Origin of the sequence: Fibrobacter sp. UWB4 (assembly GCF_002210345.1) — a bacterium.
Taxonomy (GTDB): Bacteria; Fibrobacterota; Fibrobacteria; order Fibrobacterales; family Fibrobacteraceae; genus Fibrobacter.
In genome coordinates this window covers 1,165,688-1,181,890 of record NZ_MWQI01000001.1, presented here as the reverse complement: position 1 = coordinate 1,181,890, position 16,203 = coordinate 1,165,688, and the positions used below count along the sequence as shown (strand labels likewise).

13 protein-coding genes are annotated in these 16,203 nt (G+C 47.4%); 6 read left to right on the top strand and 7 right to left on the bottom strand.

Annotated elements, in window-relative coordinates; genetic code table 11:
* Both B7990_RS04970 and metG read right to left on the bottom strand, forming a co-directional pair.
* The gene (locus B7990_RS04970; protein WP_088639889.1) at window positions 1-195 is read right to left on the bottom strand and encodes a hypothetical protein; all 195 of its coding nucleotides are present in this window, start codon (window positions 193-195) and stop codon (window positions 1-3) included.
* Between the two features lie 467 nt (window positions 196-662).
* Window positions 663-2,735 carry a methionine--tRNA ligase gene (metG, locus tag B7990_RS04965; RefSeq protein WP_088639888.1) on the bottom strand — a complete coding sequence of 691 codons (2,073 nt, stop codon included), beginning with the start codon at window positions 2,733-2,735 and terminating at the stop codon, window positions 663-665.
* Window positions 2,736-2,983: 248 nt separating this feature from the next.
* On the opposite strand from metG, the gene B7990_RS04960 reads away from it, so the two are divergent.
* From B7990_RS04960 to purB, 4 genes are all read left to right on the top strand, one after another.
* The gene (locus B7990_RS04960; protein ID WP_088639887.1) at window positions 2,984-3,505 is read left to right on the top strand and encodes a nitroreductase family protein; all 522 of its coding nucleotides are present in this window, start codon (window positions 2,984-2,986) and stop codon (window positions 3,503-3,505) included.
* Window positions 3,506-3,537: 32 nt separating this feature from the next.
* Window positions 3,538-5,121, top strand: coding sequence for a bifunctional UDP-sugar hydrolase/5'-nucleotidase (locus tag B7990_RS04955; RefSeq protein ID WP_088639886.1), 1,584 nt, complete (start codon window positions 3,538-3,540; stop codon window positions 5,119-5,121).
* A gap of 181 nt (window positions 5,122-5,302) precedes the next feature.
* Window positions 5,303-7,114, top strand: coding sequence for a S8 family serine peptidase (locus B7990_RS04950; RefSeq protein WP_176407194.1), 1,812 nt, complete (start codon window positions 5,303-5,305; stop codon window positions 7,112-7,114).
* A 52-nt stretch (window positions 7,115-7,166) separates the two neighbouring features.
* The gene (gene purB, locus B7990_RS04945) at window positions 7,167-8,609 is read left to right on the top strand and encodes an adenylosuccinate lyase (protein WP_088639884.1); all 1,443 of its coding nucleotides are present in this window, start codon (window positions 7,167-7,169) and stop codon (window positions 8,607-8,609) included.
* A gap of 264 nt (window positions 8,610-8,873) precedes the next feature.
* On the opposite strand, the gene argH is transcribed toward purB, so the two are convergent.
* From argH to B7990_RS04925, 5 genes are all read right to left on the bottom strand, one after another.
* Entirely contained in the window at window positions 8,874-10,277 is a 1,404-nt protein-coding gene (gene argH / locus B7990_RS04940; protein WP_088639883.1) for an argininosuccinate lyase, read from the bottom strand.
* A gap of 75 nt (window positions 10,278-10,352) precedes the next feature.
* The gene (locus tag B7990_RS14820) at window positions 10,353-10,793 is read right to left on the bottom strand and encodes a hypothetical protein (RefSeq protein WP_141099214.1); all 441 of its coding nucleotides are present in this window, start codon (window positions 10,791-10,793) and stop codon (window positions 10,353-10,355) included.
* Between the two features lie 2 nt (window positions 10,794-10,795).
* Complete coding sequence (locus tag B7990_RS04935) at window positions 10,796-11,800, bottom strand: hypothetical protein (protein WP_088639882.1); 1,005 nt, start codon at window positions 11,798-11,800, stop codon at window positions 10,796-10,798.
* A 170-nt stretch (window positions 11,801-11,970) separates the two neighbouring features.
* Window positions 11,971-12,486, bottom strand: a complete 516-nt coding sequence (locus tag B7990_RS04930; protein ID WP_088639881.1) for an adenine phosphoribosyltransferase — start codon at window positions 12,484-12,486, stop codon at window positions 11,971-11,973.
* Between the two features lie 118 nt (window positions 12,487-12,604).
* Window positions 12,605-13,489: a TIGR01212 family radical SAM protein gene (locus B7990_RS04925; protein ID WP_254917327.1), complete on the bottom strand. Its 885-nt coding sequence runs from the start codon at window positions 13,487-13,489 to the stop codon at window positions 12,605-12,607.
* 251 nt (window positions 13,490-13,740) lie between these two features.
* Between B7990_RS04925 and B7990_RS04920 the strand changes: the two genes are divergently transcribed.
* Together B7990_RS04920 and B7990_RS04915 are read left to right on the top strand one after the other, a co-directional pair.
* Window positions 13,741-14,283 carry a hypothetical protein gene (locus B7990_RS04920; protein WP_173467754.1) on the top strand — a complete coding sequence of 181 codons (543 nt, stop codon included), beginning with the start codon at window positions 13,741-13,743 and terminating at the stop codon, window positions 14,281-14,283.
* Window positions 14,284-14,472: 189 nt separating this feature from the next.
* Window positions 14,473-16,122, top strand: coding sequence for an endo-1,4-beta-xylanase (locus tag B7990_RS04915; protein WP_088639878.1), 1,650 nt, complete (start codon window positions 14,473-14,475; stop codon window positions 16,120-16,122).
* Window positions 16,123-16,203: the final 81 nt, after the last annotated feature.

Genomic DNA, 16,203 nt, shown 5'->3' with positions numbered 1-16,203 from the left:
TTAAAGAATGTCTGCCGGTTTTTCAAGAATTTCTTGCGAGCCTATCCAATCGACGGATTTGGCGTCATCGACGCGGATGTTGTTGATGATGGCAAGCGCAATACTGAATGCGGCAATGCCGAGCAGGACAATCCAATTTAAGGACTTGAGGTAGACGAGGACGTCTTGATAAATCTTCTGAATTCTTTCTTTCATGCTGTTCAATATACAAAATTATTGTAAGGTTTTTGCGCTTTGATAAAAAGCTGAATTTGAAAAAATAGTGATTTGAAGGCGAATAAAAGCTGATTGTGGAAAATGCGCGCTTTTTACGTCAAAAAGTGGGCTTTTGTGCAATTTTTAACGTAAAATTTTTAGTTTGTATGCTATTTTCGGAACCGCAATTTGATTTTTAGGGGCAAAAATGCCTTGAAACGCTGAATTGCTGGACAAAAAGCAGTCGAATTTCGATGCTTTTTTCGCTTACAACTCTTTTTTTCTGCTTAACGTGTAAATATTAGCACAGTTTGTTCGAAATTTTACGTCAAAAAATGGATTTTGGGGGCTATTTTGACGTAAATTTAGACGTTTTTTCGATTTTTGCTTTTTTTAGACGAAAAAAGACTCGCCGAAGCGAGTCTGTAAATTAGTAAAAGCTTGTCTCTCTGTGAGTCATAAGCGACTTAGTGAATGCCCGCGCCGTCTGCGACGTCGCAGGTCACAGGATTGCCGTTCACTTCAAGAGCGAGCGCGTCACAGAACACAGCGCCACCCTTTGCGGTAAGGGCAATCTTTTCGAAGTCCTTGACCTTGAGTTCGCGCGGTTCGCTCGGGGTAACACCCTTGAACAAAGCACGGTCACCCGGCTTGGCGTCTTCCGGAACGCTCACGAGTCTGCACTTGTGCGTTTCCGGTTCGAGGTCGCCTGCAAAGAGCATACCCTGGCTCATGATACCACGGAGGGCGCTCGGTTTCAAGTTTGCGAACAAGAGAATCTTGCGGTCCTGGAGTTCGTTTGCCTGGTAGCTGCTCTTGAGGCCACTGCAAATCGTGCGGAGTTCGCCTTCGCCTGCATCGACCTTGAGTACGTACAAGCTGCTTGCATCCGGGTGATCGGCAACTTCCTTAATTTGTGCAACACGGAGGTCCATAGCGGCCGGAACGTCAGCTGCCATCAGCGGCTTGTTCTGCTTCGGCTTGGCCTGCTGCGGTTCTGCTTTCTTGACTTCTTCTTCGATACGCGGGAAGAGCGGCTTGCCTTCGCCGAACTTTTCACCACCCTTGAGGATGCCCCACACGAGGTCGTTCTGGTCGGTGAACTTGCTACCGATCATGGCGAGACCTTCTTCGCTCTTGCCCGGGATGACCGGCCAGAGCATGCTGAGCGAGAGACGCACGGCTTCAGCAGAAATGTAAAGCACTGTTGCAAGTTCGTCCTTGGCGTTCGGATCCTTCGCGAGCTTCCATGGAGCCTTGATTTCGAGGTAGCGGTTCACGCTGCGGACAAGCGTCATGATTTCTTCGACGACCTGCGAGAGCTTGACCTGTGGAACCCATTCCATCACGTTCGTGCGGACGCGGTTTGCAATCGAAATCACTTCGTTTGCTGCATCGTCGAGAGCGTTCGGAGCCGGGAGTACGCCGCCGAAGTTCGTGAGCACCAAGCGGTGGACGCGGTTCAAGACGTTACCGAGGTCGTTGGCGAGGTCGCTGTTGATGCGGCGGACAAAGCCTTCGTGCGTGAAGTTCGCGTCTTGACCGACAACCATTTCTCGAGCGAGAAAGTAGCGGAAGGCGTCGATGCCGTACTTTTCCATGTAGTCCATCGGGTTCACGACGTTACCTGCGGACTTACTCATCTTTTCGCCTCCGTTCACGAGCCACCAGCCGTGGGCGAGGATGTGCTGCGGGAGCGGAATGTCGAGAGCCATGAGCATGGTCGGCCAATAGACGCTATGGGTCGTCAAAATGTCCTTACCGATGAGGTGGTAAGAGGCTGGCCAAATCGGAGTGCCGTCAGCATAAGTCTTGTGGAAGGCGGTGGAGGCGCTCACATAGTTGAGGAGAGCGTCAAACCAGACGTAAGTCACGTAGTCCGGGTCGAACGGCAGCGGAATGCCCCAGCTGAGGCGGATCTTCGGACGGCTGATGCAGAGGTCGTTCAGCGGCTGGCGGAGGAATCCGCGGATTTCGTTCCAGCGGTAGTCCGGCACAATCCAGTCCTTGTGGCTTTCCAAGAAGTCAATCAACTTCTGCTGGTAAGAACCCATTTTGAAGAAGTAGTTCTTTTCCTTGAGCCATTCCACCGGGCGATGGCTGATCGGATCGCACTTGTTTTCGTCGAGTTCGTCTTCGCTGAAGAAGCGTTCTTCGCCGACGGAGTACCAGCCTTCGTATTCCTTCGAGTAAATTTCGCCCTTGTCCCAGAGCTTCTGCAAACATTCCTGCACAAAAGCCTTGTGTTCCGGCATCGTTGTGCGGATGAAGAAGTCGTTCTGGATGTTCATCTTCTTCCAGAGGTCTTCGAAGCGGTGGTAGTATTCGTCCACGTGTTCTTGCGGAGTCACGTTACGCTTGGCAGCGGCGCGCTGCACCTTCTGGCCGTGTTCGTCGGTACCGGTCAAGAAAAATGTCTGGTAGCCGATGATCTTGTGGAAGCGGGTAAGGATATCAGCAAGAACGGTCGTGTAGGAATGCCCGATATGCGGGGCATCATTGACGTAATAAATCGGAGTGGTGACGTAAAAATTTTTCATGTGCGCAAATTTAGTAAAAGGCGAGCGACGCGGCAAAGTAACTTGTTACTTTGACATGGCCGAGCCGTACTAAATGCGGCCCGAAGGGGCGCCAATATAGAAATTAGACGAAAGATGGGGAGTCTTTGTGAGCACGAAGTGCGCGGCAATCTCTTATAAACGTGTCTTTTTTTACATCTCTAGTAACTACTAACTATTAACTGGTAACTCAATTTGCTTATATTATTGTTATAAAACCAGAGGTACTTATGTCTTTTATTGATTTGGCTAGAGATCGTTTTAGTTGCCGTGCGTTTAGCGACCAGGAAGTTGAACCCGAAAAACTGATGCAGGTGCTCGAAGCGGGGCGCATCTCGCCGACGGCGGTAAACGGTCAGCCTGTGTTTGTCAAGGTTCTCCAGTCCCCTGAAGCTCTCAAGAAGGTCCGTTCTCTCACGCGTATGGCGTATAATGCTCCAGTTGTGTTGATGGTCTGCTATGACGACAATAAGGTCTATTCACCGACCGCGTATATGGACGATTTCAAAAGCGGTATCATGGATTCCAGCATTGTTACGACTTCGATGATGATGCAGGCGACTGACCTCGGGCTTGCAACGCTTTGGGCTCGTGGCTTCAACGCTTCCCACATCGAACATGAATTCGGTTTTGAATCGAACATCAAGCTTGCTTGCCTTTTGGACATTGGCTATGCCGATCCGGTCAATGGCGTTCCTTCGCCGCGACATGACTTGCGTAAGCCGATGAATGAATTTGCCGAAAAGCTTTAATACGGGCAAAAATTTGCAATTATAGAGGGGTTATGAATAAGCTAAAGTACTTGTTGCCTTTGGTTGTTTTTGGCGTGTTTTCTTGTTCAGGGAAACAGCCTCAGGTGTCGGGCGATAAACAGGTTTTGGCTTCGCCCCGGAGTATTGTTGTCGTTTACGAAAACGATGTTCATTGCAATATGGAGGGCTATGCAAAGTTTGCAGGCCTTCGTGATGCGATTGCGGATACGGCTGATGTCGTGACGGTTTCCTCTGGCGATTTTTTGCAGGGCGGTGCGATGGGGAGCATCTCTCGTGGCGGCTATGTTGTATCCATGATGAACGCAGTCGGTTACGATGTCGTGACGCTTGGTAACCATGAATTTGATTATAAGATTCCGCGCTTGATGGAACTTTCTGATTCCATGAACGCAGCAATTGTTTGTGCGAACCTTGTGCAGAAAGGAACTTTGACGCCGCTGTTTAAGCCCTATGTTTTAAAGCAGATTGGCGCAAAAAAGATTGCATTTGTCGGAGTGCTGACACCGCAAACTTTAGTGGGGGAGGCTTACGCGTTTACGGATGAATCGCTAAAGACTTTGTATGACATTCCTGCAAAGGATATTTTCAATTTGGTGCAGTTGGCGGTTGATGATGCGCGTAAAGCAGGCGCAGATTACGTGATTTTGCTTTCGCACTTGGGGTTTGTGCCGCCGGTGAGTTCCGTTGAGGTTGTCCAGAAAACGACGGGGATTGACGCTGTGCTAGACGGACATTCGCATAGTATTGTTGGTGAAAAATTTGTTTTAAATTCTGATGGCGACAGTGTTCTTGTGTCGCAGACGGGAACAAAATTCCAGAATGTCGGAATGCTGGATATTTATCCCGACGGGAAATCCCATTCTCGGTTGATTTCGATGGATAGTGTAGTTGCTGTGAACCGTAAAGTCGCGGCTGTTCACGATAGCTTGCTTGCATTGACTGCCGCCGATTTACAGAAGGTTGTCTCGAATACGAAATTTGATTTGACGATCAATGGTGATGACGGAAAGCGTTTGGTTCGCAAGGGCGAAACAAACTTGGGCGACTTGGCGGCCGATGCCATGCGTTTTTCTGTGGGGGCGCAAATTGGAATCGAAAATGGCGGGAGTGTCCGCGTGACGATCCCTGCGGGCGCAGTGAAATATCAAGACATTCTGAATGTGATGCCTTTTGCAAACGGAATGTGCTTGATTCGTGCGACTGGGCGCCAAATTAAGGAGGCGCTTGCACAAGGCGCTTCGAAATTGCCTGAGGAATCCGGCGGATTCTTGCAAGTTTCGGGCTTACGTTATACGGTTGTCGTTGAAAAATCGGAAATCGCAGCAACGCGAGTGCGCATTGAAAATGTTCAAGTGGAAACTGATAAAGGTTTTGTCGCTATTGATGAAAATGCGCTTTATACGGTCGGATTGTCGTCTTATGTGGCGTACGAAGGCGGTGAAATTACGGCATTCCGCGAAAGTGAAATCGTCATGGATAAGGTCATGACCGATAGCGATGCCATGGTGAAATTTTTGAAAAGCTTGGGTGACGAAATCCCCGAAGCTTACCGAAAGCCGCAGGGGAGGATTGCGGTGAAAAATAGTGGTGAATAATTGCGACTGCCGAAATAAAGTAATATTATGTAGTGTGTTTTTGGAAGAAAAAAATATTAATTTTCTATAATAATTTTTTTTGATTTTGTTTAAATTACGTTCCATGTACAATGTTAAATGTATTGTACAAATGACAAGGGAGCTTCCGTGTGATAGCTTCCTTAATTTTTTGGAGATAAGTATGAATAAAAATATATCAATGTTGGTTGTTTGCGGTGCACTCGCTATGAGTGCACAAGCGGCAGATCAGGATGCGACCATGAAGGCTGATGTGCTTGGACGCCATGTCACGTCCACGCGTAATATACCGAAAGCCTATATAAAGGATGTCAAGAAATCGGTTAATCAGAAGTCCGATATGGTTAAAACGAAATCATTGGCTAAGGATGCTAATTATCCGTCAGAGGCGGGAATTGCAAAGACTTATGGTATTTTTGAACACCGTAATGGAAAAAGGTGGTATTCTCTTAATAATAAAAATGATATACCAGAATCGGAGTATTTGAAGAAGATTAATGAAATAGAAGATAAGGATACGGCGAGAAAGAAATTTGAAGATGAAGATAAAACAAAATATACTTGTTCAAATATAAGAGATTTATCAAATTATTCTGTCGTTAAAGCGTCGGATGAATGTGTTGGAAAAGATTTTTGTACGGTTAAAAATATAAAACTTGCTGGGCCACCATCTTTAGATCGTACTATTAGTGAAACGATAGATTTTTGGAATTATGAGTCTGTAATAAATAATTCAAACTTACTCCAAGTTACACGGAACTATAGTGGCCATAATATTGGTATATCAGTGACGGATATTGGCGTTCCCTTTGTGGAATATGAGCATGTTCCAAGTGATAAATATTTTGTGATTACAAATAATGGACTAGAAATAGCTTCTAGTATTATTCATGGAACAAAAACTAGTTGGGTAATAAATCATGTCGCATCGGACGCAACTCTTTATGGACTTCATGAGGCATGTGGAAAAACTGTTCCGGTAGATGGTTACAAAAAGAGTCCCAAGATATATATTGGTAATCATTCGTATGGGGATGGTTCTTTCTATTATAGTGCAACATATATTGATGATTTTATTTATGCGACAAGAACGATTGAAGTTGCTAGTGCGGGAAATCTTGGCTACAAAAAAGCAACTGCAGCTCAAATATCGGAAATTGCGACAGGAGTCAATGTTATTTCGGTTGGGGCTGTACATAATAATTTGACATATCATCAGACGTCTAGTTGGGCTAATCCCAAGTATTCCAAAAAAGGCGATCCTTCTTTTAGTGGGGAAGCGTATGTCAAACCAGAAATAGCAAATTTCTCTGATATCCTTTTCCCGGATAAAGGTGCAGCAGGGATACTAAATAAACATTATGATTCTGAGTACCAAGTGCTTACACCTTATTTTACCCAGACAAGTTCTTCGACTCCTTATACAACTGCTTCCATAGCCCTTTTGTTGGAGCGTTATCCGTTTTATAGGTGGCACCCTGAGGTCGTGAAGGCGCTTTTACTGACATCCAGTATCAAGAAAATTATTGGGGCGAAGGATCATGATCCCGATAATGGTGATTATGCTATGGGTGTTCCTGATGGCAGAGCCATGTTTGAAAAGAATCGCTCCCGTTTTTGGAATGGCAATAATGAGGATTTTTTCAAGAACGGAAAGATTTCATTTACTGAAAGTGGTATTCAAAGCGGGAAGAAATATCGTATTGCTATTGCTTGGCTTTCAAGTGGAACTGCCGTTGCGCAGTATGGAAGGCTTCCGCAAGATATAAACCTCAAGGTAAAGCAAAATGGCAGAACGATTGCAAGATCGGAATCAACATCAAATCCGTTTGAATTGGTTGATTTTGCGGCTGAAAGTGGAGGAGACTTGGAAATTATCATTGAACGAAAAGAAGGGATGGGTGAAAACCTGGGCGGTCGTGTGCTGCTAGGCTATAATTTCCTGGAACTTCCGGATGCGTACCAGAGAAGGTAATTCTCCTTTTTTTCTATATTTGTCCTTGTTAAATTTAACAAGGACATTTTTTATGCGTGATCAATTCGAAAGCCCGCTTATCAAGCGTTATGCTAGCAAGGAAATGAGTTTCATCTTCAGCCCGCAGTACAAGTTCCAGACTTGGCGGAGGCTCTGGATTTACCTCGCCGAATCCGAAATGGAACTCGGCCTTCCGATTACGCAGGAGCAGGTGGACGAACTGAAGGCCCACGAAAAGGACATCAACTTCGAAGTCGCCGAAGAAGAAGAAAAGCGCCGCCGTCACGACGTGATGAGCCACGTTTACGCTTACGGCGTCCAGTGCCCCAAGGCCAAGGGCATCATCCACCTCGGTGCAACGTCTGCATTCGTGGGCGACAACACCGACCTTATCCAGATGCAGCAGGCTATGATCCTCGTGCGCAAGCGTCTTTGCCGCGTGATGGACAAGCTTTCCAAGTTTGCGATGGAATACAAGGACATGGCTCAGCTCGGCGCTACGCACTTCCAGGCAGCACAGCTCACGACTGTCGGCAAGCGCGCTTGCCTCTGGCTCCAGGACATGCTCATCGACCTCGAAGAATTGAACTTCCTCATTGAAGTGCTTCCGTTCCGCGGCGTGAAGGGCACGACCGGTACGCAGGCCAGCTTCATGGACCTGTTCAACGGCGACGAAGAAAAGATTATGGAACTCGACCGCCGCGTGACCGCCAAGGCAGGCTTCAAGCGCGTGCTCACCATCACCGGCCAGACCTACACCCGTAAGTGGGACAACCGCGTGAACCAGGTGCTCAGCTCCATCGCTCAGAGTTTGCACAAGTTCGCTACCGACATGCGCCTCATGCAGGGCGTCAAAGAAGTGGAAGAACCGTTCGAAAAGACTCAGATCGGCTCCAGCGCCATGGCTTACAAGCGTAATCCGATGCGCAGCGAACGTATCTGCTCCCTCGCTCGTTTCGTGATGGCTCAGGTCAACAGCACCGCCTTCACGCAGGCAACGCAGTGGTTCGAACGTACGCTCGACGATAGTGCGAACAAGCGCTTGGCAATTCCTGAAGCATTCCTCGCTATGGACGCCATGCTCATCATCGCTGAAAACGTCACGAACGGTCTCGTTGTTTATCCGAAGGTTATCGAAAAGCGCATCATGGCCGAACTCCCGTTCATGGCAACTGAAAACATCATCATGGAAGGTGTGAAGAATGGCGGCGACCGTCAGGAACTCCACGAAGAAATCCGCGTGATGTCCATGGAAGCTGGCAAGGTCGTGAAGGAACAGGGCAAGGACAACGACTTGCTCGAACGTGTCTTGAAGAACGAAAAGTTCCAGAAGCTCGGCATTACCGAAGAAAAGCTCAAGGAAATCCTCGACCTCCGCAAGTTCGTGGGTCGCGCTCCGGGACAGGTCGTGAAGTTCGTTACGGAAGAAGTCCGTCCGGCTATCGAAGCGATTCCGGCATGGGATTCTATCGACGCTGGCGAACTCAAGGTGTAAAATTCGCCGATAAACTTCGCATTACTTCCTCTCGGCAAGGCTCACGTACGTTTAAGTACGCTACGCCTTGCTATTTTATTATAAAAGTATGCAAAATGCCGCGCATTAATTGCGCGGCATTTTAAATAGAACTTGTCATTCTGAACAACAATCTTGTCACCCTGAGCAAAGCGAAGGGTCCAGTCACATCTCGTTCAGCAGTCATGCCTGCCACCTTGTCACCTTGGACTAGTTCCGGGGCGGGATCACCTTACACAGACCCTCTTACTTCTTGAGCTTCTTGAGGAGGGCGGCGGCTTTCGTGAACTGCTGCTTCACGGACTTCGGACCTGTACCGCCTTCGATGTTGCGCTTGCTTATGCTGTATTCGAACGTAAGCGTCTTCTTCATCTTGGCGACGTCCGGGACGCCTGCGGCGGCCCAAGCCTCGTCAGAAAGTTCCGTAAACTGCTTGCCTGCACGTGCTGCATCGCCGACGAGGCTTCCCACGACGTGGTGGGCGTCGCGGAACGGAACGCCTGCTTCCACGAGCAAATCTGCAAGATCGGTAGCAAGGAGTGCCGGGAGCATCTTCGAGTGCATCGTTTCAAAGTTGAATCGTGCGGTTTCCAAAGCTTCCTTCATCACGCGGAGAATCACCTTCACGTTGTGGACACTGTCAAAGACCGGTTCCTTGTCTTCTTGCAAGTCGCGGCTGTAGCTGAGCGGGGCGCCCTTCGCGAGCGTGTAAAGTGCAGTGAAGTTCCCGAGCATGCGGCCAGACTTTCCACGGATAAGTTCCATGGAGTCCGGATTCTTCTTCTGCGGCATCATCGAAGAACCGCTGGAGAATGCGTCGTGCAATGTGAGGTAGCCAAATTCGCTAGAGCTCCAGTTCACAAAGTCTTCGGCATAACGGCTCATCGTGTTTGCGATGATGGCGAGGTCGGCGTTGAATTCGAGCATCATGTCGCGATGGCTTACGGCGTCAATGCTGTTCGGACTTACGTCCTTAAAGCCAAGGGCTTCGGCAACGAGTGCGCGGTGGTACGGGAATGCAGAACCAGCCATGGCGCCACTGCCAAGTGGGAGCTGGCTATGCAATTCGAGGAAGTTGTCGAGGCGCTTCACGTCACGGCTCACGGCAAAGAACATGCTCATGAGGTAATGGCTAAAGTAAATCGGCTGTGCCTGCTGCAAGTGCGTGTAGCCCGGCATCATCTTGCCAAAGTACTTCTTGGAAAGGTCCAAAACCGTTTCCATAAGTTCAATTTCGAGCTGGCGGATTTCTGCAGCGCGGTGACGCATGTAAAGCTTGAAGTCCGTGCAGACCTGGTCATTGCGGCTACGGCCTGTGTGAATCTTCTTGCCGAGTGCGCCGATGCGTTCGGTGAGTACGCGTTCCACGGCCATGTGGATGTCTTCGTCGCTATCGCACCAGAGATTCTTGCCGGCGTGGTAGTCGTCGAGAATGCTCTTGAGGCCATCGCAAATCTTCTTGTAGTCGGCCTTCGAAAGAACTCCAGATTCCACAAGACCCTTGCCATGTCCGATGCTCCCTTCGATATCTTCTTCGATGAGTTCTGCATCAAACTGCAAGCTGAAACTTAAATCGACCATGCTCTGAGCCATGCCACTCGCAAAACGGCCCGTCCACATGTTAGTCTGGGTATCTTTCTTCTTAGCCATTGTAAACCTCAAATAAAAAGCCGGGAAATCGGCTATGATTTCTCGGCAAAAGATAAAAATTTTTAGAGTATTTTGTTAGTCCCAGACGCTCTTTTCTGTGGGCAAAGGATCATCCCATGAACTGCCTGCATTCCCGTTGTTGGTGGTTTTATACAATGGGTAAACAGGAATTTCGACATTGCTTGGGTAAGCTCTGTAAAGCCAGTACGAAAGTCCGTAGGTGAGCGGAATCCAGAGCAGCGAGGAGAATGTGACTTGCCGTTTGATTCTTATGGTTCCGACTTTTTGACCGTCCTGGTATGCTTCGAGTATTCCTGCTGATGTTGAAGCGCCATGCTTAGAGATGGTGCAATCGTTATCGGATTGCATTGTGCAAATGTGTTCGCCGTCTTTATAGATTTCGTAGGGCTTAGAAGAGTACTCACTAGCCGTAATATGGGTTTGTCCCCAAAAACATCCCGTCAAGCTTAATGACGCAGATGCGATTAGCAAATATGAGAGTACCCTTGATTTCATTTTTACACACCGAGAGCAAGACCAAGGCTAAACTTGAATCCGTTCATGTAATGGTTCTTTTTGATACCGGCAGAGTTTCCCTTTGTATCTTTTTTAGCTTCAAAAAACGGTGTTGTGAAAAAGTCGACAAAGTAATTGACTTGCGCGATTGCCATAACGCGGCTAGCTCTGTTGAAAACAACACCACCGCCAGCTTCCAATGACAAGCCCGACGTTTCGGCTTTTACATCATTAATGTTGTCTTTGATAACGCCTTCTCTATAGCCGAATGCGAGGCCGCCACCGATGAACGGAGATGTGCTTGAAGTTCCAAACGGGTACATCAGGGAAAGCATGATATTTGCAAGCGTGGGCCTGTCGGAAGCTTCGCCGATGTTGACTATAGAAGCTTCTGCGTTGAAAAAGTAATCTTTGGCGTCGCAGAACAGGAAAATACCAAGTCCTGCATCAAGCATTGGATCTGGGTTGAGCGGGAGTGTGCCGATAACTTTGACGCCGCCGTATGTGTTGATGCCTTTCTTTTTAGGCGTTTTTGTTTCTTGTTGAGTGACGGTATAGATGTCGTTGTCGCGAGTCGCTTTTTGGCTGGTGCCGATATTACGGGCTACGCGCTGGACAATCGGGTCGATATCTTCGGGATTGTTGGCCTTGAGGCGGTCGCTCCAAACGGGAACTTCGCTGTTTACGTTGTAGAGCTTGAATGATGTAATGACATTCTCGCCAAGACGTGTAAATTCGGCCATGATGAACTTGGTGCAGTTCTTTTCTTTTGCCTTCTTATTTATGGATTCGCGGTCACCGACTTTGATAGAATCTTCTTCGGAATAGCTGATGAGTACATAACGATTGTTTTCGTCAATGTAGGCGTTCATGAGCTTTTCTGCAGCGATGCCGATGTTTTCGTTGATACCGACGGCGCTAATGGGGGCCAAGTAGACGCGTTCGGCCGCGTAAATAGACGCTGCGAATGTAAGCGCTATGGCTAAAAGCTTTTTGATATGTTTCATCTTGAATGTCCTTTTGTTAAAAAAGTCCTTCTTGACGATTAAAATACTAAATATAAGGTAAAAAGAAAACCTGTTTTTACCCCTTAAGTAAATTTTTTATGACGAATGGAATGAAAATGGCGCTAGAATGCCTAATTTGACGATTTTTAACAAAATTTCGCCGTTTAAGGTCAAAACTTTGTCAGCGATTCTACACGATAGCCATCAAGAACTTCGCGGCCTTTAAGGCCAGCAAGCTCAATGACAAATGCAAAACATTCAACTTTGCCGCCCATTTTTTCTACGAGATGGGCCGCTGCTTTTGCAGTGCCACCGGTGGCGAGCAAGTCATCGACGATAACAACGCGTTGCCCCGGCTTTATCGCATCCTTATGGACTTCCATACAGGCGGTTCCGTATTCGAGATTGTAAGTGATTTCTACGGTTTCGCGGGGGAGTTTGCCTTTCTTGCGTTCAGGGACAAACGGCTTGTGAAAGTGTTCTGCAATCGGAACTCCAAATAAAAATCCGCGCGCTTCGAGACCTACGACAACGTCAAAATCAACATTTTCAAACGTTTTATAGAATGCATCAAGCGTGAGCTTCAGCCCATCGGGATCGCTCAAAATTCCCGTGATGTCACGGAACAAAACTCCCGGCTTTGGAAAGTCCGGAACAGCAATAATGTAATCTTCAATACGTTTCATTTTCCCCTCTCGTTTTTTACGTCTTCGTCATTCAGAGCGAAGCGACGAATCCAGTTATTTCTTGCTCAGGCGTCATTGTCATTCCGGCCTCCGAGCCGGAATCGCCATCTCGTTATTGCTAATGACTATCTAACAATTTTTCGACTGTAGCAATGATCTTGTCGCGTTCTCCGCACCAGTTCGGTGCAATCAAGAGTTCGCTTGGGCTTTCGCCGCTGAAACGTTCGATTGCGATATCCTTGCCGATAATCTTGATCATCTCGGCAACCGCTTCGCAGTATTCCTCGAACGAAAGCAATTTGACTTCGCCATTGGCAAAATCTTGCGCCATGACCGTGCCCACGACAATGTGCAGCGGGTGGATCTTGACTGCTGCAAGTTTTAAATCGTGAACGACTTGTGCCGTGTGCTTAAAGTCTTCCATCTTTTCGCCGGGAAGCCCAACAATCACGTGCGTCGTGACGGTGAGACCAGCGGCCTGACAGCGCTTTACGGCATCTTCAAATTCCGCAAGCGTATGCCTGCGATTGATGCCCGCGAGCGTCAAGTCGTTTGCGGTCTGGAGCCCGATTTCAACGATAATCGGCTTTTTGCGGTTGAGTTCCGCAAGGTATTCAATCTTTTCGTCTTCAAGGCAATCTGGGCGTGTACCAATCGCAAGCCCTGCAATTTCTTTATGCTTAATAATCGGATCGATGATTTCGCGCAGATGTTCAAGCGGCGCGTGCGTATTCGTGTACGGCTGCAAGTAGGCGAGGATGCCCGCATTCGGGTACTTGTCGCGAAGCTTCGGAACGTACTTTTCGAGCTGTTCCTGAATCGAGACTTTAGCTTCGTCAAAGACAGGGCTGAAGCTGCGGTTGTTGCAGTAGCTGCATCCCGAAAATCCCTTGGTTCCATCGAGGTTCGGGCAGCTCATGCCGCCATTCAGCGGGAGCTTGCGCACCTTGAGGTAATTGGGGAAAAGCTCCAAAAGTAAATCGCGATAAGGTTTGTAATGCATGGCTATAAAATAGATAATTATTCCTCGATAGTCGTACTAAATTTTACAAGTGTTCGTTTTGTAGAGTCTATGTAGCCTAGGAAATAGACAAAATGTCGTTTTTTGTTTATTGGTGAAATTAATATTAATTTATATTTATTGTTGCTAGGATAAGGAATAGATATCTAATGTTTAAATATATAATGATTGGGATTCTGCCATTTTTGCTTTCGTCGTGTTTTAGTTATTATAACAATGCGGAAAGAATTTTTATGATGGGTCTTCTTGATAGTGATAGTGATCGAAAAAATAATTATGATCTCGGTGAAACCTCTGATTATACGTTGGTGTATCGGTTTAATGGAGATACTGCTGATGTTCCTATATTGTTGATGATTGAAGAGGATGAAAATGGTGCTGTTCAAAAGGTGATAAAAAGATTTTGGCAAGGCTTTTGTAATGTTATATTTCCTGCTGCGGATGTGTTTTGTTGTAGATACATTTTGAGAGGTGAAGTTAATGTGGAAGTATTTCTGAAAAGTGAAGTAACGGGGCGTAGTATTTTATTAGAGAAAAAGACTATTAATATGGATGCCTATTTTCGCTCTGTTTTGCTAACACAGGTATATTTGGGAACTGATACTGCAAAATATAGAGATCGGTTGAATTATAATATTGATTGGAGTAAAATGAAGCCGATTGTGTTTGATGGTTCAAATGACACTCTTTACCATTATACAGGATGGTATAGGGATAAAAGAGAAAAATATGAAAACATGCATATTGAAGAACAATATCTCGTTGAAATTCCGTAATTTTTAAGTATTGGGGCGGGGGACTTCAAAATGATGGATGAATTTATCCTTTGATACACTTGTTACACTTTTTATCTCATTTGTGTTATAGTCGGCCTAAAATATGCCCTAAATCGCCCGAAAAAAGGTCGTTGAGTATATATTTAACCTGAAAATAAAAGCCCGTAGAATTATAACCGAGGTGTCCTCATGAATTTTATGAATAAGAAAGCTCTTGCGATTGCGGCGACCGTTGCCATGGCGCTTTCTGTGCCGTCTTTTGCACAGTTGAATAATGGTGATATGGAGTATGGTGACGGCGGCTGGTATCTGTGGAACAATCCTGATGGTCCAGCTGTAGCCGAATCGCAAATTGCCGTGCAGGGACTCGGTGTCGATGGATCCCAGGGCGCTAAGGTCGTGGTGAAGGACTTGCCGAATCCGTGGTGGGGCTTGCAGCTCCAGCCGCCCAAGTGGCTTGCTGATTCTGGTTTTTATAAGCTCACATTCAAGGCAAAAGGCAATATGCCTATCAATTCCGTGGTGCAGGGCGGCCCTCCAGACTACCGCCAAAAAGAAAGCGCTTCGTTTGACTTGACGGACAAGTGGCAGACTTATGAAATGATTTTCCTTGCCGACCAGAAGGGGTATGGCCTCAACAACATTACGTTCCAGATTGGCCTCAAGAAGGGCTGGATCCAGCTCGATGATGTCGAAGTCGAGAAGATGGACGAAATGTCTGACCCGTCCTGGTATAACAATGCCGATGCCCGTATCGATAGCCTCCGCAAGGTGGATTTCACGGTCAAGGCAAATCCGGGCGAAAAGGTTCACGTGAAGTTGTTGCGTCATTCGTTCCCGTTCGGTACTGCGCTTGCACTCTACGATACCAAGGATAGCACTGAAAATTGGTACCGCAATGCCGCCAAGAAGTACTTCTGGCACGGCGTTTCTGAAAACCAGTTCAAGTGGCCGGAATATGAACCAAAGAAGGGCAAGATCAAGCGTGATGAAATGAAGGAATACACGGACTTCACCGCCCAGAATCATTGGAAGCTTCGCGGTCACGCGCTCATGTGGAGCCATCAGGGCTACGGTTTTGACAAGCATTACAGCAACAAGGGTAGCTGTGAAGAAATGGCCGAAAAGCTCAAGGCCCGCATTAATCGCGACCTCAAGGAATACAAGGGCAAGATTACCGAATATGACGTGTGGAACGAACCGATTCACGAATCCTGGACGTTCAACAAGTGCGGCTGGGGCATTCTCGACAGTGCCTTCATTTGGGCGCACAAGGCTGACCCGAGTGCTTTCCTTTACATCAACGATTACAACGTCGTGGCTGCTGGCGAAACGGATCGCTATTATGGCTTGATCAAGGGTATGCTCGAACGCAAGGTGCCTGTGATGGGCATCGGTGTGCAGTGCCACTTTGGTCTGCGTCCGGTTGTGCCGGGCCTTATCAAGGAACGCTTGGACAAGCTCGCTTCTCTCGGCCTCCCGATCAAGGTCACTGAATTTGACGTGGGCGACTGGCAGATGGGGATGAACGATACCGAAGAAGTCCAGGCCGAAAAGTTCGAAACCTTCCTCCGTACGGCATTTAGCCATCCTGCTGTGAACGGTATCGTGTTCTGGGGCTTCTGGGACAACCGTCACTGGGTCAAGAACGGCGGCATGATTGCTTCTGACGGCCGCGAAAAGCCTGCCGCAAAGCGTGTGTACGACTTGTGGCACAAGGTCTGGACAACGGATCTCTATGCAACTGCCGACGAAAATGGCGAAGCCAAGTTCCGCGGCTTCAAGGGCTATTATCAGGTCAACGCAGGCGATAAGAAGTTCCAGATGACCGTGAAGTAGAAAATCTAGGATTGTTTTTACTGAAAGCAGCACTTTCGTTTACGATGGTGCTGTTTTTTTTTGTATGACTGTAATGGAATT

Excerpts from the sequence above, each read along its gene's own strand:
- B7990_RS04970 (WP_088639889.1), bottom strand. The coding sequence starts at position 195 with ATGAAAGAAAGAATTCAGAAGATTTATCAAGACGTCCTCGTCTACCTC.
- metG (WP_088639888.1), bottom strand. The coding sequence starts at position 2,735 with ATGAAAAATTTTTACGTCACCACTCCGATTTATTACGTCAATGATGCC.
- B7990_RS04960 (WP_088639887.1), top strand. The coding sequence starts at position 2,984 with ATGTCTTTTATTGATTTGGCTAGAGATCGTTTTAGTTGCCGTGCGTTT.
- B7990_RS04955 (WP_088639886.1), top strand. The coding sequence starts at position 3,538 with ATGAATAAGCTAAAGTACTTGTTGCCTTTGGTTGTTTTTGGCGTGTTT.
- B7990_RS04950 (WP_176407194.1), top strand. The coding sequence starts at position 5,303 with ATGAATAAAAATATATCAATGTTGGTTGTTTGCGGTGCACTCGCTATG.
- purB (WP_088639884.1), top strand. The coding sequence starts at position 7,167 with ATGCGTGATCAATTCGAAAGCCCGCTTATCAAGCGTTATGCTAGCAAG.
- argH (WP_088639883.1), bottom strand. The coding sequence starts at position 10,277 with ATGGCTAAGAAGAAAGATACCCAGACTAACATGTGGACGGGCCGTTTT.
- B7990_RS14820 (WP_141099214.1), bottom strand. The coding sequence starts at position 10,793 with ATGAAATCAAGGGTACTCTCATATTTGCTAATCGCATCTGCGTCATTA.
- B7990_RS04935 (WP_088639882.1), bottom strand. The coding sequence starts at position 11,800 with ATGAAACATATCAAAAAGCTTTTAGCCATAGCGCTTACATTCGCAGCG.
- B7990_RS04930 (WP_088639881.1), bottom strand. The coding sequence starts at position 12,486 with ATGAAACGTATTGAAGATTACATTATTGCTGTTCCGGACTTTCCAAAG.
- B7990_RS04925 (WP_254917327.1), bottom strand. The coding sequence starts at position 13,489 with ATGCATTACAAACCTTATCGCGATTTACTTTTGGAGCTTTTCCCCAAT.
- B7990_RS04920 (WP_173467754.1), top strand. The coding sequence starts at position 13,741 with ATGATGGGTCTTCTTGATAGTGATAGTGATCGAAAAAATAATTATGAT.
- B7990_RS04915 (WP_088639878.1), top strand. The coding sequence starts at position 14,473 with ATGAATTTTATGAATAAGAAAGCTCTTGCGATTGCGGCGACCGTTGCC.